Raw genomic sequence first — 18,865 nt, forward strand, 5'->3', positions numbered from 1 at the left:
TGGGCTTAAAGATCCCTTTAGCGGTCAATTCCTTTTATGAAACGCATGGCAAAGGGCTAAACACTTCCCTCTTTTTCAAACGCCTTGTGGTGTTCAACGTGAGTTATGTTTATAGTTTTTAGGGGGGTAAATGCCTTCAAACGCTCTTTCTGTTGAAGAAATCGCTCATTTAATCAACGTTTCTCATAGCAGCGTGCGTAATTGGATCAAAACCAATCTTTTAGAAAAATTAGAGATTGATCATAAAATTTATGTGAAAACAAGCTCTTTTTTAGATTTTTGCCGCAACCATTTAGGGAAAAACAAGCTTAACAAATACGCTAACAAATCCTTAAAAAGCGTGCATAACCATCAAGAATTGATTTTAAAATACCTAGAAATGTTAGAAAATAGCTCTGATTTAGAAAATCTAGGCTCTTATTATGAAAAAGAGCTTTCCAATACCACCAGAAATTTAGAAGGCATTTACTACACCCCTAATAGGATAGTAGAACAACTTTTCACTCTCCCTAAAGATTTTGATACCTCCCAAGCGATTTTTTGCGATCCGGCTGTGGGGAGTGGGAATTTTGTCATGCATGCTTTAAAACTGGGGTTTAAGGTTGAAAATATCTATGGCTATGATACAGACGCCTTTGCTGTCGCTTTGACTAAAAAGCGTATTAAAGAGCGTTATCGTTTAGATTGCCCTAATATCATGCAAAAAGATTTTTTGAGTTTAAAACATGCCCCGCAATTTGATTGCATTTTCACTAACCCGCCATGGGGTAAGAAATACAATCAAAACCAAAAAGAAAATTTCAAACAGCAATTCAACCTCCCTCAAAGCCTAGATAGCGCGTCGCTCTTTTTTATGGCGAGTTTGAATTGCTTAAAAGAAAACGCTCATTTAGGGCTATTATTGCCCGAAAGTTGTTTGAATATTGATGCGTTCAGTAAAATGCGAGAAATGGCTTTAAAGTTTCAAATGAGAAGCCTGATTGATTTTGACAAACCTTTTAAAAATCTAATGACTAAGGCTGTGGGTTTGGCGCTTAAAAAAACCCCTAACAAGAATCAAAAAATCTCATGTTTTTATCAAAATAGCAAGTTCAAACGCTCACCCTCTTCTTTTTTCAACAACCCTAAAAAGATTTTTAATATCCATTGCTCTCACCAAAAAAATAAAATTTTAGACCACCTTTTTTCCATTCCCCACACCACTTTAAAAAATAACGCTCATTTTGCTTTAGGGATTGTTACAGGTAACAATAAAGAAAAATTACACCCCAAACAAGAAAAAAATACCATTCCTATTTTTAGGGGTTCAGATATTTTAAAAGACAGATTAAAGGCCCCTAGCCAATTCATTAACGCTGATTTAAAAGACTGCCAGCAAGTCGCTCCCTTAAGCCTTTATCAGGCTAGAGAAAAAATCGTGTATAAATTCATTTCTTCAAAGCTTGTCTTTTTTTATGACAATGAGCAACGCCTTTTTTTAAACAGTGCGAACATGTTTGTTTTAAAAGAAAATTTCCCTATCAACGCTCATGCATTAAAAGAATTATTAAACAGCGACTTAATGCAATTTATTTTTGAATCGCTTTTTAAAACGCATAAAATTTTAAGAAAAGATTTAGAATGTTTACCCCTATTTACGCAATTTATTAACAATAGTTTTGATGAAAAATTTTATTTAAAAAATTTAGGGATAGAAAAAAAAGACCCTAAACATTTCACCATCAGGAAAAACCATGCATGTTGCTTGTCTTTTGGCTTTAGGGGATAACCTCATCACGCTTAGCCTTTTAAAAGAAATCGCTTTCAAACAGCAACAACCCCTTAAAATCCTAGGCACTCATTTGACTTTAAAAATCGCCAGGCTTTTAGAATGCGAAAAACATTTTGAAATCATTCCTGTTTTTGAGAATGTCCCCGCTTTTTATGATCTTAAAAAACAAGGGGTTTTTTTGGCGATAAAGGATTTTTTATGGTTGTTGAAAGCACTTAAGAAGCACAAAATCAAACATTTGATTTTAGAAAAACAAGATTTTAGAAGTTTTCTTTTAGCCAAATTTGTTTCCATAACCACTCCAAATAAAGAAATTAAAAACGTTTATCAAAACCGCCAGGAGTTGTTTTCTCAAATTTATGGGCATGTTTTTGATAACCCCCCATATCCCATGAATTTAAAAAACCCCAAAAAGATTTTAATCAACCCTTTCACAAGATCCATAGACCGAAGTATCCCTTTAGAGCATTTAAAAATCGTTTTAAAACTTTTAAAACCCTTTTGTGTTACGCTTTTAGATTTTGAAGAACGATACGCTTTTTTAAAAGATGAAGTTACGCACTATCGCACTAAAACCAGTTTAGAAGAAGTTAAAAACCTGATTTTAGAAAGCGATTTGTATATAGGGGGAGATTCGTTTTTAATCCATTTGGCTTATTATTTAAAGAAAAATTATTTTATCTTTTTTTATAGGGATAATGACGATTTCATGCCGCCTAATGGTAAGAAGGAAAATTTTCTAAAATCCCATAAAAGCCATTTCATAGAACAGGATTTAGCCAAAAAATTCCGCCATTTGGGGCTATTATAATATTGTGTTATACTTCTAATTTCAATTTTGCTTGTTAGGACATTCATGAAAAATATTAGAAATATCGCTGTAATCGCGCATGTTGATCATGGGAAAACCACTTTAGTGGATGGCTTACTTTCTCAATCTGGCACATTTAGTGAGAGGGAAAAAGTGGATGAAAGGGTGATGGATAGCAATGACTTAGAAAGAGAAAGAGGGATCACTATCCTGTCTAAAAACACCGCTATTTATTACAAAGACACTAAAATCAATATCATTGACACTCCCGGGCATGCTGATTTTGGGGGCGAAGTGGAGCGCGTTTTAAAAATGGTGGATGGGGTGTTGCTTTTAGTGGACGCTCAAGAAGGGGTCATGCCTCAAACTAAATTCGTGGTTAAAAAGGCTTTGAGTTTTGGGATTTGCCCTATTGTGGTGGTGAATAAAATTGATAAGCCTGCCGCTGAACCGGATAGGGTGGTGGATGAAGTTTTTGACTTGTTTGTGGCGATGGGAGCTAGCGATAAACAATTGGATTTCCCTGTGGTGTATGCTGCTGCTAGAGATGGCTATGCGATGAAAAGTTTAGACGATGAAAAGAAAAATTTAGAGCCTTTGTTTGAAACGATTTTAGAGCATGTGCCAAGCCCTAGTGGGAGCGTTGATGAGCCTTTGCAAATGCAAATTTTTACGCTTGATTATGACAATTATGTAGGCAAAATCGGTATCGCTAGGGTGTTTAATGGCTCGGTTAAAAAGAATGAAAGCGTGCTGTTGATGAAAAGCGATGGGAGTAAAGAAAATGGCCGTATCACTAAGCTTATAGGCTTTTTAGGGCTAGCTAGGACGGAGATTGAAAACGCTTATGCGGGCGATATTGTAGCGATTGCTGGGTTTAACGCGATGGATGTGGGCGATAGCGTCGTTGATCCCACTAACCCCATGCCTTTAGATCCCATGCATTTAGAAGAGCCTACAATGAGCGTGTATTTTGCTGTCAATGATTCGCCTTTAGCCGGGTTAGAAGGAAAGCATGTTACTGCCAATAAATTGAAAGACAGGCTCTTAAAAGAAATGCAAACCAATATCGCTATGAAATGCGAAGAAATGGGCGAAGGTAAGTTTAAAGTGAGCGGGCGTGGGGAATTGCAAATCACTATCTTAGCTGAAAACTTGCGCCGTGAAGGGTTTGAGTTTAGCATTTCACGCCCTGAAGTCATCATTAAAGAAGAAAATGGCGTCAAATGCGAGCCTTTTGAGCATTTAGTGATTGACACGCCCCAAGATTTTAGCGGGGCCATCATTGAGAGATTAGGCAAAAGAAAAGCCGAGATGAAAGCGATGAATCCCATGAGCGATGGCTATACAAGATTAGAATTTGAAATTCCTGCAAGAGGGCTTATCGGTTACAGGAGCGAGTTTTTAACCGACACTAAAGGCGAAGGCGTGATGAATCATAGCTTTTTGGAATTCCGCCCTTTTAGCGGGAGCGTGGAATCGCGCAAAAATGGGGCGCTAATTAGCATGGAAAATGGCGAAGCGACCGCTTTTTCCCTTTTCAATATCCAAGAAAGAGGCGCGCTTTTTATCAACCCCCAAACGAAGGTTTATGTGGGCATGGTCATTGGCGAGCACAGCAGGGATAATGATTTAGATGTCAATCCCATTAAGTCCAAGCATTTAACCAACATGAGAGCGAGCGGGAGCGATGATGCGATCAAACTCACCCCGCCTAGGACTATGGTGTTAGAAAGAGCGCTAGAGTGGATTGAAGAAGATGAGATTTTAGAAGTTACCCCCTTGAATTTAAGGATTAGGAAAAAGATTTTAGACCCCAACATGAGGAAAAGGGCGAAAAATAAATAGAATTTTTTGGAATGCATGCCAATTTATTCAACCAAAACGCTAGTAAAAAAGATATTTTTTTGCACAATTTACGCTCTAATAATGGGCGTTACAAACGCTACATAAAAGCCCCTTTAAGATATGGTGGAGGCAAATCTTTAGCTGTAGGGTTAATAGTGGAGTGTATACCTAATGGTGTGCGTAGGATTATTAGCCCTTTTATAGGTGGGGGGAGCGTGGAAATTGCATGCGCGACAGAGTTGGGTTTAGAAGTGTTGGGCTTTGACATTTTTGACATTTTAGTGAATTTTTATCAAGTGCTGCTTAAAGACAAACAAGCTCTTTATAATCATTTGCTCTCTTTAGAACCGACACAAGAAACTTACAACATTATCAAACAAGAATTAAAAGCCCATTATAAAAAAGAATGCGTTTTAGACCCTTTAATTTTGGCTAGAGATTATTACTTTAACTTTAATTTAAGCTATGGGCCGGGATTTTTAGGGTGGATGAGTAAAATTTACACTGATAAGCAACGCTATTTAAACGCTCTTTTAAAAATTAAAGGTTTTAACGCCCCTAGTTTAAAGGTGGAATGCTCTAGTTTTGAAGAAGTGTTGCTCGCTTATCCTAATGATTTTTTCTATCTTGACCCCCCTTATGTGTTAGAAAATTCTAAAATGTTTAAGGGGATTTATCCTATGCGTAATTTCCCTATCCATCATAATGGTTTTAAACATGAAGTGTTAGCTCACATGCTAAAAAGGCATAAAGGGCCATTTATTTTAAGTTATAATGACTGCAAATTTGTAAGGAATGCTTATAAAGATTTTAAAATTTTAGAACCCTCTTGGCAATACACTATGGGACAAGGCGAAACCAGAATGGGTAAAAACCGCTTAGAAAGAGGCGATAATAACCATGTCAAACAATCTCATGAGCTATTGGTCATCAAGGAGTAAAAATGCATATTAGCGAGGTCAAAACTGCCTTTAAAATCGCTGATGTAGAATACGTGAAAGACAGCACAAAGTTGAATTTCAACTATCTTAAGGATTTAAAAGATGAAAACAATCAATCTTTATCTCAAAATATTTTGACTCAAAATGTGGCTAGAGTGTATTTAATTGTAGTGGATGGTGAGATTAAAAAAATCGGTGGCTCTCAAGCGGATGGTGGGATTAAAAGCACGCTCAATATTTATAAAGATGGGGGAGTCAAAGGGAGACCTAGTATTAGAAGTTTTGGCGTGTGGTATTTTCTTTATCACACAATACTCACAGGGGCTAAAATAGAATTTTACATGATTTATCAGCCTAATTTTGAAACTCAAGTGAAAGGCTTGTTTGGTTTTTGTGCAATCAAAGACGCAAGCATCAGCTATAAACTTTTAGAGCAAGCTTGCCTGACGGATTATAGAAACAATAATAATGACGCATTACCCGAATGGAATGCGCAAGAGCAAGGTAAAGATTGGCCAAACGATATTAAAGGTGAGCATGCCAATACCACTCAAAAAGCTCAAAACAGAGAAAAGGCCGTCCATAGAAAAGCGATTGACAAACCTGGCGGAACTTTAAAAGATTGAATAAATAGTCTTAACCCAATCTCAAAAAAAGGGCTTTAAGTTACTAGATGCATTTAAAATAAAGCATGGGTTTAGATGAAAGGAAGAAATAAAACTTGTATAAAGTAGCCGATATTTTTTGTGGTGCTGGAGGATTGAGTTATGGCTTTTCCACACACCCTTATTTTGAATTAGTATGGGCTAACGATATAGACCAAGACGCCATTTTAAGCTATCAAGCCAATCATAAAGAGGCCCAAACCATTTTATGCGATATTGCGCAACTTCATTGCCACAACTTGCCATGCGTTCCAATTGACATTCTATTAGGCGGACCACCATGCCAGAGCTATTCTACGCTTGGCAAAAGAAAAATGGATGAAAAAGCGAATCTGTTTAAAGAATATTTGCGGATCTTAGATTTAGTGAAACCAAAAATATTTGTTTTTGAAAATGTGGTGGGTTTAATGTCTATGCAAAAAGGGCAATTGTTCCAACGAATTTGTAACGCTTTTAAAGAGAGAGGTTATATTTTAGAGCATGCCATTTTAAACGCCCTAGATTATGGTGTGCCTCAAATAAGAGAGCGAGTGATTTTAGTGGGCGCGCTTAAAAGTTTTAAACAAAAATTCCACTTCCCTAAACCCATAAAAACGCATTTTTCTCTAAAAGACGCTTTAGGGGATTTACCACCCATTCAAAGCGGTGAAAATGGCGATGCTTTAGGTTATCTTAAAAATGCGGATAACGTTTTTTTGGAATTTGTGCGAAATTCTAAAGAATTAAGCGAGCATAGCAGTCCTAAAAACAATGAAAAACTGATAAAAATCATGCAAACGCTAAAAGACGGACAGAGTAAAGACGATTTGCCCAAAAATTTACGCCCCAAAAGCGGTTATATTAATACCTATGCCAAAATGTGGTGGGAAAAACCAGCCCCCACCATCACAAGAAATTTTTCTACCCCAAGCAGTTCTAGGTGTATCCATCCAAGAGACTCTAGGGCGTTAAGCATTAGAGAGGGGGCAAGATTGCAAAGCTTTCCTGATAATTATAAATTCTGTGGGAGCTCTAGTGCTAAAAGATTGCAAATTGGCAATGCCGTGCCGCCTTTATTGAGTGCAGCACTCGCTCATGCTGTCTTTGATTTTTTAAAGGGTAAAAATGTTTGATAATAACGATTTTAAAGGTTATAGAAATTTATTGGGTTTTAATTCTCAAAATGCGTTTAAGGAATTTTTAGGCGCTAAAGACATACAACCTTGCGTTGATTTCAATTATTTAAACGCGCTAAAAAAAAGGCTTATTGAAATTTTTAGCGCTATCAATAGTGTTTATTGTTTTAAATATAATGAGTATGAATTGGAATGCTTTTTTAAAAACTCCATAGAGCGAGTGTTTTCAAAGATAGCGGACACTCATATTATTTATAAGCTGAATAATCAAGGCAGAAGAGTTGAAGAAGTTTGTTTTTCGTGGATGCGCGGGTTTTTAGTAGCGGAGTTTTTTAAGGATTTTATCGCTTGTCTTTTTGGCGCGCAAAAAGAAATCATCAAATTTTTTGGTGGTGATAATTTTGAGAGTATAGAAAGCTTTAAAAGAAGTCCTAAAGCCGATTTTTTGTTAGACAATCATTTATTGCTAGAAGTTCAAAGCGGATTTCAAGGGATCAATGACATTAAACAACATAAAGTTTAGAAGCTCAAAGGCGTTTGATAACGGATAAAATTCCCACTATTGTGGTGCATTTTGATCTGTTTAACGGGCAAGTGGCATGCGTAGAAATTTCTAAAATCAAAAAAAATGATTTGAATTGGATAACCCGCCAACAAATGGAAGGGCAGAGCGTTTTTAATATTTCGCAAAACTTTTTTGATTACAAAATTACAGAAATGCCTAATTCGTTATTTTTTGCCTGACATTCAGCGTGAGTGTGTGCGCCTCAAGTAAGAGAGCGAGTGTTTTGAGTAGGCGCGCTTAAAAGTTTTAAACAAAAATTTTACTTCCCTAAACCCATAAAAACGCATTTTTCTCAACCGACTTATATTGATCCACCCTATCTTTTTTATTGCCTTCTGCTAAAAGTGATCCCATAAACTTCATTCCTGATTTGGAATAAGGGATCAGTAGGGGCTTCTACGCCTTTAGGGAGATCGGCTGGGAAATACACATCTTTATTGCAACCCATTCCTTCGTATTTTTCAACTTTCAAGGTCCCCACCAATAATTCCTTGTGTTTGCCTTTCCAAAGTGCGGTCGTGTCGTTGGTGGCATCATTTTTATTCGCAAACACCAGATACATTTGGTATTCTATGGGCTTAGTTTTAAGGTGTTGTTGGAATGAAGAAAGCAGATAATTTGAATCTTTTTGCTTTAATTCTTGGGGGTTAAGATACTTGATGCCGTCTTTAGGCACAAATTTCCATCTCGCAGGCAATAATTCCTCTTTCTTATCTTTAAACCTGAACGCATGCACGCTATAATAGGGCGTGTTAGCCACGCTTGAGCTAATCCCTATCGTTTTCATATAAGTTGCAAAATTCCTATAAGAGGGGACTTCTTCATAAAGCTTTTTGATTCTTGCTTCATCCACCTTGCCATTTTTAGGGATCCTCATCTCAAAGAATTGAGCGAATTCGTTAGGGTTTTTGGCAAAATTGATTTCTGTATTGAGCATCACCATTGTCCAGCTAGCGTTTTGATTTTCTAATTTTAACGCCATTCCCCTAACTTTGCTTTTATCGTCCATCATCGCGCCCCCTAAAGAATACCTTACAGACGCAGGGATTTCTTTTTCATTGAGTAATGGCACCTCTAAAGCCTCTCTTGCTTGCGGGTTAGGGAGGAACACGCCTTTAGCACAAAACCCCTTAGTGTGGTTGATTTTCATTTTAGGCTCTTTGGCGTTGAGCTTGTAGAAAATATCCGCAATCTCTTCAGTGCTCACTTCATGAGCTTTTAAAAAACCCAAACTCAAAACCAAACACAAGCTCAAACCAATTTTTTTCATTTTTTTCCTTATTGTTATTTTTTATATAAAACAATGCCTTTAATTGTATCAGTAAATTCCCTATTGAGCCTTAAAAAAGCCTTTTTTTCAATATATTATTAGGTCTTAAAAAATTATCCTATCCATTTGCATGCTCATGAGCAAGCTTTTAAGGATAAACTTGTGTTTTAAATTTTGTGATTTTTAAGAAAAACTAGCTTGATTTTAAACTAAATCTATATTCTTTTATGCTACAATTATTTCTACAGAGTAATTTATCTATTCTCAGGTAAAGTAAGGAAGAGGAATGAAATTAAAGAAACGAAAAGTTGCGGCTGCATTGCTAAAGCGTTTTACCTTGCCACTATTGTTCACTACGGGTTCATTAGGGGCGGTTACTTATGAAGTGCATGGAGATTTTATCAATTTTGCTAAAGTGGGTTTTAACCATTCGCCCATTAACCCTGTTAAAGGTATCTATCCTACAGAGACTTTTGTTAACCTTACAGGTAAGCTAGAGGGTTCTGTGCATTTAGGTAGGGGATGGACCGTGAATTTAGGCGGTGTTTTGGGCGGACAAGTTTATGATAGCACTAGATATGATAGGTGGGCGAAGGATTTTACCCCCCCAAGCTATTGGGATAAAACTTCTTGCGGCACTGATTTTATGAGCCTTTGTATGAACGCCACTAAAATGTGGGAGCAATCAGGGCCAGGTGGTATCATTAACCCTAGAGGTATTGGTTGGGAGTATATGGGTGAGTGGAACGGCTTGTTCCCTAACTACTATCCGGCTAACGCCTACTTGCCCGGTGGTTCAAGGCGCTATGAAGTTTATAAAGCGAATCTTACCTATGACAGCGACAGAGTCCATATGGTCATGGGGCGCTTTGATGTTACGGAGCAGGAGCAAATGGATTGGGTTTACCAATTGTTCCAAGGTTTTTATGGGACTTTCAAGCTTACGAATAAGATGAAATTCTTGCTCTTTAGCTCTTGGGGTCGTGGTATCGCTGATGGTCAATGGTTGTTCCCCATTTATCGTGAAAAGCCTTGGGGTATTCATAAGGCGGGTATTATTTATCGCCCTACAAAGAATCTAATGATTCACCCTTATGTGTATCTCATCCCAGAAGTAGGCACATTGCCTGGTGCTAAAATAGAATACGATACCAATCCTGAGTTTAGCGGTATGGGCATGAGGAACAGAACGACTTTTTATGTGTTGTATGACTATCGTTGGAATAACGCTGAATACGGCCGTTACGCGCCCGCTCGTTATAACACTTGGGATCCGTTCTTGGATAATGGTAAGTGGCGTGGCTTGCAAGGTCCNGGTGGTGCGACGCTCTTTTTACGCCACCATATAGACATTAACAACTACTTTGTGGTTGGTGGTGCTTATCTCAACATCGGTAACCCTAACATGAACTTGGGTACTTGGGGTAACATCATCGCTGTGGATGGTATCGAACAATGGGTTGGCAGTATCTACAGCTTAGGGTTTGCAGGGATTGACAACATTACCGATGCTGATGCGTTCACTGAGTATGTTAAAGGTGGAGGCAAGCATGGTAAGTTCAGTTGGAGCGTTTATCAACGCTTCACCACCGCTCCAAGGGCATTGGAATATGGTATTGGTATGTATCTAGACTATCAGTTCAGCAAGCATGTTAAAGCGGGTCTCAAACTCGTATGGTTAGAGTTCCAAATCCGTGCGGGTTACAACCCTGGAACCGGTTTCCTTGGGCCAAATGGGCAACCGCTTAACTTGAATAATGGTTTGTTTGAGTCTTCAGCGTTCGCGCAAGGTCCTCAAGACATGGGTGGCATTAAAAAGAGTATTACCCAAGACAGAAGCCATTTGATGACACACATTAGTTATAGTTTTTAAGAGAGTTCTCCCCCTATCTCTTAGATATGCCTTTTTTGTATTTTTATTTTTAATATCTTTGGGAGTTAGGGTTTTGGAAATTAAGAAATATTTTTCTTACTCTCTATTTTTTTTGCTTTTTTTTAGTCTTTTTTTATCCAAACTTCAAGCTTATAAATTCAACATGAGCATTGTTGGAAAGGTGAGCAGCTATACCAAGTTTGGCTTTAACAACCAAAGATACCAGCCTTCTAAAGACATTTATCCTACAGGTAGCTACACTTCTTTACTCGGCGAATTGAATTTGAGCATGGGTTTATACAAGGGTTTGAGAGCGGAAGTGGGGGCGATGATGGCAGCGCTCCCCTATGATTCTACCGCCTATCAAGGCAACAATATCCCTAATGGCCAGCCTGGCTCTAGGACGGATCCTTTTGGGGCGGGTATCTTTTGGCAATACATTGGTTGGTATGCGGGGCATAGTGGTTTAAACGTGCAAAAACCTCGTTTAGCCATGGTGCATAACGCTTTTTTGAGCTACAACTACAAAAAAGACAAATTCAGTTTTGGCGTGAAAGGGGGGCGCTATGATGCTGAAGAGTATGACTGGTTCACTTCTTACACTCAAGGGGTTGAAGGCTTTGTCAAATACAAAGACACCAGATTCAGAGTGATGTATTCAGACGCTAGGGCTTCAGCGTCAAGCGACTGGTTTTGGTATTTTGGGCGTTACTATACAAGCGGTAAGGCTCTAATGATTGCGGATTTAAAATACGAAAAAGACAACCTAAAAATCAACCCTTATTTTTATGCGATCTTTCAAAGAATGTATGCACCAGGCATTAATATCACTTATGACACCAACCCTAATTTCAACAATAAGGGCTTTCGTTTTGTAGGCACTTTCGTGGGGTTTTTCCCCATTTTTGCCACTCCGGCTAATCAAAACGATATTATTCTATTCCAACAAGTGCCATTAGGCAAGAGCGGGCAAACTTATTTCTTCCGCACTCGTTTTTACTATAATAAGTGGCAATTTGGGGGTAGTGTCTATAAAAATATCGGTAACGCTAATGGTGATATAGGTATTTATGGGGATCCTTTGGGGTATAACATTTGGACGAATAGTATTTATGACGCAGAAATTAACAATATTGTTGGCGCTGATGTTATCAATGGGTTTTTGTATGTAGGCTCACAGTATAGGGGGTTTAGTTGGAAAATTTTAGGCCGTTGGACGGATAGCCCAAGGGCTGATGAAAGGAGTCTCGCGCTCTTTTTGAGCTATTTTTCTAATAAGTATAATATTAGAATGGATTTAAAACTAGAATATTATGGCAATATCACCAAAAAAGGCTATTGTATTGGGTATTGTGGCATGTATGTTCCAGTCGATCCTAACGGGCCTGGCACGCAACCTTTAACGCACAATGTGTATTCTGACCGAAGCCATATCATGTTTAACATCACTTATGGTTTTAGGATTTACTAGTATTTATCCTTAATGGATATTTTTGATTAGCCTTTTTAAAATATTAAAAGGCTCTGCTCCAATCAAATATTAATACTCAAAAAGTTTTATTTAACTTTATTATTAAATATTTAATATACTAGAACACCACAGCACACCCTACGCAGTTTCTAAACAAACTAAACGAGTTTAAAAATGATGTTTTTACCACGCCCAAGGCTAAAGAATACATTGACATAGCGAGCGGTTTTCACAAGCTTTTCAAAAACGACGCTAAGATCGCCGACACCCTAAAACCCGCTATCACGAAAAACTTAAGCCAGGGTTTAGCGACCACTTTAAGCGGAGCGTTAAAATACCAATGGACTAAATTCACTTTAGGAACGCTATACAGAAACGCGCCCGATCGCATTTTAGGGATTAAACTTCCCAAAGCCTTGAACGAAGCCACCGCAGGCGCAGCCTTGAAGTATCACCTAAAAAGAGCGTTAGAGAGAAGCCATTCTATAAGCGAATTTAGTAAGAATTTAGAACTAAGCGCACAAAACGCTAAATTCAGCAACAACACGCTTAAAATCATTGAAGAGCTTACTAACGGAATCAAGCAAGCGAGCGAAGAACTAAGCCAAAAAGCGAGCGATTACCAACACGCTATAACCCCCCTTAAAGAGTTTGGCAAGAATTACCCCGAGTTTGCCTTAAAGCCTAAGGAAGCGTTAGAGAAACTCTTACAAGAGAAAAACGGACAAGTCGCAGGCGCAGCGTATAGGGAGGATTTAGGAGGGATTGATTTTGTTTGGGGAACGCCAAAGACTAAAGATAGCGTAGGTTATGGGTTAGCGCACATAATAGAAAGCCGAGAAAAACAATACAAAAAGTTAGGGCTAGCACCAGAACAAGCTAAAGAAAGGACTAATGAACTAATTAAAGAAATCCCTAATATCATACAAAAAGGCTTGAAAGAAGAAGACAGACCAGGTTATGCGGCTATTATTTTAAACAATTCAAAAGTAATTCTAAGTAAGTTTAAGGGAGATAACGAACTAAAAAACCATTATATGATTACAAGTTTTGAAGTGGATGAGAAAGTTTTAAGGGAGTTAGAAACCATTGCACCACTTCCTAACGATTACAGAGATGGCGGTAGCATCTCAAACCTTAATAGAGATAATCCTACTCAAAAACCTTTAACCAGTCAAGAGGATTTATTAAAAAATACAGAAAATTTAAACGAAAGCACCCAAGAAGTTAAAAATTTAAGCCCCTTAGAACAAGCCAGAGCCGAAAAGTTAGCGAAATTAGAAAGCGAACAATTACAAAGCGAACAGGAATTTTTAAAAGCTAAAGAGCAAGAAATAAAACGCAAAGAAGCGTTAAAAAAGAAATTAGAACATGAGCGAGGCAACGCAGGCAACATTGAAAGCCAGACTAAAATAGAAGTAGGAGAAGATATACCTACAAAAACGCAAGAGCAATTACCTAAAAGCCGAGTTCGGTTAAACGAACGAGAGATTTACGATCTAGATTATGCGATCGTGAAAGCCAAAGATTTAAAGCCTAGTTTTACCACAGGCGGGACGCAAAAACGCACCGACATGAACGAAGAACAGATTAAAAGCATAGCGGAAAATTTTGATCCTAAAAAGATATTTGGGAGCGGAGGTTTTGAAGATTTACCCATCATTCTACACGATGGGCAAGTGATCGCAGGAAACCACAGAATACAAGGCATGCTGAATTTCACGCCTAAAAGCCGTTATATTTACGATAAAGCGATCAAGGAATACTACAACATAGATTTAGCGCCGGACGAATTGTTAGTGCGAGTGCCGCATAAACGCCTAGACAACACCGAGATTAACAATTTAGCGGCTTCAAGCAATCAAGGAAGATTTAACAGCGAAAGCGATCATGCCATAGCGGTTTTAAGCCATTACGAAGCGAAATTGAAAGAATTAGAAAAGAAATTAGACGCTGATAGCATCTACTCACTTAAAAATATCGTTGCTCAAAACCTTAATTTTGACAAAGCCACGCATCCTAATGTAGGAGATAGTAACTTAGCGTTGCTTATGTTTAACATGCCAAGGACCAAGACGCAAGGGATAGAATTACTCAACCGATGGCAAAAAGAATTTTCTAACGATATTAAAAGCTATGAAAAGGTTAAAAAAATGTTTGTAGATAATGCGGGCAGTTTTCACAATCTAATCCATGACATGAATTTTCCTAATGTAAGCCTTAACGCTTATTTGAGCGATATTATGGATCGCAGTTTTGCGAATTTAAAGAATTACCAAAGCACGAGCGAGAGCTTAAAAGATTTGAGCGAGAAATTCTATAAAACGAGTTCTTTAGAGATGTTTGAAAAGAGCGAACAAAACACGAGTGATATTAGCGAGATTTTAGGAGGTGCGATCGCGCGCTTTGCGAGGTTTGATGATCCGAGCAAGGCGTTATTTGAAGCTTTAAGAAGCGATAACATTAAAAAAGGCTTGAAAGAGTTCAAGATCGCAGATATCACTAAAGACATGTTTAACCCTGATAGTAAAGAGTTTAAGGATATTGATATTTACGACTTCACGCATTATCTTTTAATGGTCAATAGAGAGCCGAATGAAAATAACCCTACCTTAAAGCGTTTGATAGAAGCCGTGAAGGACATGCAAAAAGAAAGCGAGAAAGGGAGTAAAAAACTAAAGCTTGAAAAAGTCAAGGAGTAAGAAGATGGAAAGAAAGCCTAACTATAATAATCCAAGGTTTAGAGGGCGTTTTCTAAACCTTAGATTGAATGATAGCATAAATAAGGAATAAAATGATCAATTACCCTAATCTACCTAATAGCGTTTTAGAAATCACCGAGCAGCCCGAAGTGAAAGAAATCACTAACGAGCTATTAAAGCAACTTCAAAACGCTTTAAAAGGTAATCATCTTTTCACTGAGCAAGTAGAACTGAGCCTTAAAGGCATCGTTAGGATTTTAGAAGTGCTTTTGAGTTTGGATTTTTTCAAAAACGCGAATGAAATTGATAGCAGTTTAAGAAACTCCATTGAATGGCTGAGTAACGCCGGCGAGAGTTTAAAATTAAAAATGAAAGAATACGAGGGCTTTTTTAGCGAGTTCAATACGAGCATGCACGCCAACGAGCAAGAAGTAACCGCTATACTAAACGCTAATACTGAAAACATCAAAAACGAAGTTAAAAAACTAGAAAATCAGATCATAGAAGCCACTACAAGGCTTTTAACGAGCTATCAAATCTTTTTAAATAACGCCCGAGATAACGCTAATCATCAAATCACCGAAAACAAAACCCAAAGCCTTGAAGCGATTACGCAAGCTAAAACGAGCGCTAATAATGAAATAAGCAACAACCAAACGCAAGCAATAAATAACATTAACGAAGCAAAAGTTAGCGCTAACAATGAAATAAACACCAATAAGCAAGAAGTTTTAAATAACATCACGCAAGAAAAGCAACAAGCCACAAGCGAGATCACCGAAGCGAAAAAAACCGCTTTTAACGAACTTTTAGAAACACTAAAGCCGAAGTTTAGCGGCTTGTTTGTGGGCGCTTATTATATTAGAAATGTTATTTATATCCAAAGCGGATGGGAGCAGAAAGTCAAGGATTTGAGCGATTACACGCTAGAAAAAAGCAAGAAAGGAGAGTGAAATTTTAAATTGAGAAATTGATGAAGATTTATTTTGCGCGGAATTTAGGGCAACGCTTCAAAAATGCGAAGAGAATGAGCATGATAAATAAATCACAGGACAAATTAAAACATGGTTTAAAAAAGTTCAAGAATCCTTTTAACAAAGAGGGCTTTAAAAGGGTTATAACATTAACTCTCATTGAGTGTATGGGTGTGAGAAAAATAAGCCCAAAATCCGTTTAAGTCTTGGATCTGTTCTCATCAAACATGAATGGCTAATTTTTTGGCTAACGCCAAGCTCTTTGCTATGGATTGTAAAAATGTTTTTAGCATTTTTTAGATTTTATTACCCGTATTTGATGAGAGCCAAGCCTTTTTTATTTAAAAAGGGCTGTATCAATCACAATGAAATGTAATCCACTTCTTTGGGTCTTTGATGGTTAGCGATGAGTTGCTTGCAGGTCGCAACGCCTTCTGAAGTGCCAACCATTAATAGTTTGGATTCGCTTGCAATGATCGTTTCTCCATCGGGCATGGGGATGTATTTGCCGTCTTTTTGAGTGATACCAATCACAAACGCTTTAGCGATCTCTCTAAAATGGGCTTCTTTTAATTTCCTTAACACAAGCCAGCTGGTTTTAGGGACAATCACTTCCTCTAAGTCTAAAAGCGTGTCTTTTTTATTGATAAAGCGCTCTAAGATATTTTCCATATCCGGACGCACCGCCATAGCGCTCACTCTCTGCGCCATGAGTTTTGTAGGGGAAACCACCATATCAGCCCCTAATTTTTTTAATTTTTCTAAGCCTTCATCGCTATGCGCGCTTGCAATGATGTAATAAGGTTTGCGCTTTAATTCCTTTTCAAACAAGCGCACGCTCACCATTAACGCCACATTCACCGGTAAAATCTTAGACAAAGCCACAACGCCCCTAGCACTGCTTAAGTGGGTTTTTAGCATGGCTAAATTGGTGTGCGGATCGCCTATGATATAGTAGGGGTATTTGTGCTTAATGGCTTCTTCTTCAAAACTAGGGTCATTATCCACGACCACAAAGGGGATTTGAGCGGAGCGGAATTGCTTGCTCAATTCAATGGTGTATTCATTGTGGTAACAAATCACATAATGATCCTTAAGGCGTGCGATTTTATAAATCATACCTTTCTCCTTAATCAATCTGGTAAGCGTGCCTTTATTGACCACGCTAACTAAAATAGCCACGCTAAAGGCAATGATTCCTGCCCCAAAAAACATTAAAATGGAAGTTAAAAAAATACTTATAGGCCCAAACTGGCTTTCATTTAAAGCACCAAACCCTGTAGCTGTCATGGTGTAAGTCGTTTGGAAGAAAGCTTGCATAAGGCTATAATTTTCTAGGGCGAAGTATCCCAGAGTGCCTAAAAGCACAAGCAATTGGATTAAAATAAGCGGGAGTCTAAAGACCTTAAATTGCTCATAGATTTCAGAATTTAAATTGACTTCTGGCTGAATTTCATCGTCTTTTTTGATTTTAAAAAATTTCAACTTTTCAAACAAAACCAATTCCTAGATCAAAATAAATTCTTTTGAAAGCGTTCACCTCTAAATTTAATCAAAACGCTAAACCTAAGCTGTGTTTTAATCTCAAAAAGAAGTTTAGATCTCAAGGGGAGTTTTAAAAAGGTTATCAAAAACATCAAAACCACCCCTACAATCAAAACGGACAGAAATTCTAAAAACTAAGCCCCTTTACGCATGGTTCTTAAAGTGGAAGCAGCCACTTTAATGCGTTTAGTCGTGCCGTCGTCTAATTGGATCTTAATCGATCGCAAGTTAGGGAGTAAGCGGCGTTTGTTTTTGTTGTTCGCATGACTGACATGATTGCCTACCATAGGCCCTTTAAAAGTTAAAGTGCATCTTTTTGCCATTGTGTATCCTTAATTATTGAAATAAATTTGATATTATACTTAAAATAGCCTTTAAAAAGACTGATTTTAAGGCTAATTTTTAAATGGTTCGTTTAAGAACTACTTTTTTTGAGGCATAGAACTTTTAAAGCCCTTCATTCTATCAATAGCGTCTCGGTATTTGGCAATATTTTCTTCTGTAAGTTCTGTTACAGCTTTTTTCATGACAACCGCATACATTCTGTTTAAGATTTTATGTATCGCATCTTCTTTATTCTTTTCCAAATCTTCATGGATAATGCTGTTTGAAGAATCAAACCCTCCAGAATTACTGTGTTTGTAAGTATAGGTCATTGCCTGAAAAGTCCCTACTTCCACAGCAAAATCATGAACTACACGATTGCTTTCTGGCTCATAAAAATTAAACCACACAGAGCCTGAACTTTGATCCACTAGCGTGTCTAAATTAGGGTTATTGGGATCTTTTACATTCATTTTCAAATCTTCTAAGATTCCTACCCACCCTTTCAAATCCAAAACGGAAAAAATCTTTCTCTTATCTTGCGCATTCAAAGCTTTTTCATCTTGAAAACGCAACACTTGATAGCCTCTTTTTTCAAAAATAGTTTGGATTTGATTGACTAAAGCGTCTTGAAACTTATCAATATAGGGTTTTAGATTATCGCTCACTTGAATGCGTGGCGCTAAAATACCTACAACATGGTGGTTTTGTGGGGCTTGAGCAATATGTATCGGATAATTAAAATCTAGCGGCGTAACATGTTCAGAGCTTGTTTGTATTCTTTCATGAGTTTGAACTTGGTTTTTGGCGTCATTTTGTTTTGTCTCAGCGCTTGGATTCATCGCGCAACCGATTAACACGCCTGAAAGCCCTAAAGCCACTAACATTTTAGAATAAACTCTAACTTTTTTAAAAATAAGCGAACGCTCCATAAAAGACTCCTAAAAATTAAAATGAACTCCCATTATATCCTATTCATGCTATTTTTAA

Annotated in this window: 15 protein-coding genes and 1 pseudogene; 12 read left to right on the plus strand and 4 right to left on the minus strand. The window is 37.7% G+C overall.

The annotated features are described in order from the left end of the window. The 8 genes and pseudogenes from IC572_RS03060 to IC572_RS03095 form a co-directional block, all read left to right on the plus strand. Window positions 1-122: outer membrane beta-barrel protein (locus IC572_RS03060; RefSeq protein WP_073423031.1), on the plus strand; the 122-nt coding region annotated here is incomplete at its 5' end. 8 nt (window positions 123-130) lie between these two features. Next, on the plus strand, window positions 131-1,768 hold the full coding sequence (locus IC572_RS03065) for a class I SAM-dependent methyltransferase (RefSeq protein WP_187855036.1): 1,638 nt from the start codon (window positions 131-133) through the stop codon (window positions 1,766-1,768). Then, window positions 1,734-2,582 carry a glycosyltransferase family 9 protein gene (locus tag IC572_RS03070; RefSeq protein WP_187855037.1) on the plus strand — a complete coding sequence of 283 codons (849 nt, stop codon included), beginning with the start codon at window positions 1,734-1,736 and terminating at the stop codon, window positions 2,580-2,582. Before IC572_RS03065 ends, IC572_RS03070 begins: the two co-directional genes overlap by 35 nt. 45 nt (window positions 2,583-2,627) lie before the next feature. Continuing rightward, window positions 2,628-4,430, plus strand: coding sequence for a translational GTPase TypA (typA, locus tag IC572_RS03075; protein ID WP_187855038.1), 1,803 nt, complete (start codon window positions 2,628-2,630; stop codon window positions 4,428-4,430). An 11-nt stretch (window positions 4,431-4,441) separates the two neighbouring features. Next, a complete protein-coding gene (locus IC572_RS03080; RefSeq protein ID WP_187855039.1) occupies window positions 4,442-5,371 on the plus strand; it encodes a DNA adenine methylase in 930 nt (309 codons plus the stop codon). Between the two features lie 2 nt (window positions 5,372-5,373). Beyond that, window positions 5,374-5,997: a GIY-YIG nuclease family protein gene (locus tag IC572_RS03085; protein ID WP_187855040.1), complete on the plus strand. Its 624-nt coding sequence runs from the start codon at window positions 5,374-5,376 to the stop codon at window positions 5,995-5,997. Window positions 5,998-6,092: 95 nt separating this feature from the next. Next, complete coding sequence (locus IC572_RS03090) at window positions 6,093-7,148, plus strand: DNA cytosine methyltransferase (protein ID WP_187855041.1); 1,056 nt, start codon at window positions 6,093-6,095, stop codon at window positions 7,146-7,148. Further along, window positions 7,141-7,895, plus strand: a pseudogene (locus tag IC572_RS03095) (restriction endonuclease). The gene IC572_RS03090 and the pseudogene IC572_RS03095 overlap by 8 nt, the downstream one beginning before the upstream one ends. A gap of 146 nt (window positions 7,896-8,041) precedes the next feature. On the opposite strand, the gene IC572_RS03100 reads toward IC572_RS03095, so the two are convergent. Continuing rightward, window positions 8,042-8,986 carry a catalase family peroxidase gene (locus tag IC572_RS03100; RefSeq protein ID WP_187855042.1) on the minus strand — a complete coding sequence of 315 codons (945 nt, stop codon included), beginning with the start codon at window positions 8,984-8,986 and terminating at the stop codon, window positions 8,042-8,044. A 286-nt stretch (window positions 8,987-9,272) separates the two neighbouring features. Here IC572_RS03100 and hofC point away from each other — a divergent pair, with 286 nt between their 5' ends. From hofC to IC572_RS03120, 4 genes are all read left to right on the plus strand, one after another. Then, on the plus strand, window positions 9,273-10,859 hold the full coding sequence (hofC, locus tag IC572_RS03105) for an outer membrane beta-barrel protein HofC (protein WP_121071224.1): 1,587 nt from the start codon (window positions 9,273-9,275) through the stop codon (window positions 10,857-10,859). Between the two features lie 73 nt (window positions 10,860-10,932). After that, window positions 10,933-12,330 (plus strand): outer membrane beta-barrel protein HofD, encoded by a 1,398-nt coding sequence (gene hofD / locus IC572_RS03110; RefSeq protein ID WP_162970969.1) that lies wholly within the window; start codon window positions 10,933-10,935, stop codon window positions 12,328-12,330. A gap of 215 nt (window positions 12,331-12,545) precedes the next feature. Beyond that, the gene (locus IC572_RS03115; RefSeq protein ID WP_415751473.1) at window positions 12,546-15,032 is read left to right on the plus strand and encodes a DUF3519 domain-containing protein; all 2,487 of its coding nucleotides are present in this window, start codon (window positions 12,546-12,548) and stop codon (window positions 15,030-15,032) included. A 92-nt stretch (window positions 15,033-15,124) separates the two neighbouring features. Beyond that, complete coding sequence (locus tag IC572_RS03120) at window positions 15,125-15,985, plus strand: ATP synthase subunit B family protein (RefSeq protein WP_187855043.1); 861 nt, start codon at window positions 15,125-15,127, stop codon at window positions 15,983-15,985. A 381-nt stretch (window positions 15,986-16,366) separates the two neighbouring features. On the opposite strand, the gene IC572_RS03125 is transcribed toward IC572_RS03120, so the two are convergent. The 3 genes from IC572_RS03125 to IC572_RS03135 all read right to left on the minus strand — a co-directional run bounded on the left by IC572_RS03125 (window position 16,367) and on the right by IC572_RS03135 (window position 18,807). Then, window positions 16,367-17,503: a potassium channel family protein gene (locus IC572_RS03125; protein ID WP_000461980.1), complete on the minus strand. Its 1,137-nt coding sequence runs from the start codon at window positions 17,501-17,503 to the stop codon at window positions 16,367-16,369. Between the two features lie 182 nt (window positions 17,504-17,685). After that, window positions 17,686-17,874: a 50S ribosomal protein L28 gene (rpmB, locus tag IC572_RS03130; RefSeq protein WP_001119008.1), complete on the minus strand. Its 189-nt coding sequence runs from the start codon at window positions 17,872-17,874 to the stop codon at window positions 17,686-17,688. A 99-nt stretch (window positions 17,875-17,973) separates the two neighbouring features. After that, window positions 17,974-18,807, minus strand: a complete 834-nt coding sequence (locus tag IC572_RS03135; RefSeq protein WP_187855044.1) for an HpaA family protein — start codon at window positions 18,805-18,807, stop codon at window positions 17,974-17,976. Between the last annotated feature and the right edge of the window lie 58 nt (window positions 18,808-18,865).

Source organism: Helicobacter pylori (genome assembly GCF_014496485.1).
GTDB classification, from domain to species: domain Bacteria; phylum Campylobacterota; class Campylobacteria; order Campylobacterales; family Helicobacteraceae; genus Helicobacter; species Helicobacter pylori_DD.

What these genes read in the sequence shown, in the direction of transcription:
- IC572_RS03065 (WP_187855036.1), top strand. Translation starts at nt 131, where the DNA reads ATGCCTTCAAACGCTCTTTCTGTTGAAGAAATCGCTCATTTAATCAAC.
- IC572_RS03070 (WP_187855037.1), top strand. Translation starts at nt 1,734, where the DNA reads ATGCATGTTGCTTGTCTTTTGGCTTTAGGGGATAACCTCATCACGCTT.
- typA (WP_187855038.1), top strand. Translation starts at nt 2,628, where the DNA reads ATGAAAAATATTAGAAATATCGCTGTAATCGCGCATGTTGATCATGGG.
- IC572_RS03080 (WP_187855039.1), top strand. Translation starts at nt 4,442, where the DNA reads ATGCATGCCAATTTATTCAACCAAAACGCTAGTAAAAAAGATATTTTT.
- IC572_RS03085 (WP_187855040.1), top strand. Translation starts at nt 5,374, where the DNA reads ATGCATATTAGCGAGGTCAAAACTGCCTTTAAAATCGCTGATGTAGAA.
- IC572_RS03100 (WP_187855042.1), bottom strand. Translation starts at nt 8,986, where the DNA reads ATGAAAAAAATTGGTTTGAGCTTGTGTTTGGTTTTGAGTTTGGGTTTT.
- IC572_RS03120 (WP_187855043.1), top strand. Translation starts at nt 15,125, where the DNA reads ATGATCAATTACCCTAATCTACCTAATAGCGTTTTAGAAATCACCGAG.
- rpmB (WP_001119008.1), bottom strand. Translation starts at nt 17,874, where the DNA reads ATGGCAAAAAGATGCACTTTAACTTTTAAAGGGCCTATGGTAGGCAAT.
- IC572_RS03135 (WP_187855044.1), bottom strand. Translation starts at nt 18,807, where the DNA reads ATGGAGCGTTCGCTTATTTTTAAAAAAGTTAGAGTTTATTCTAAAATG.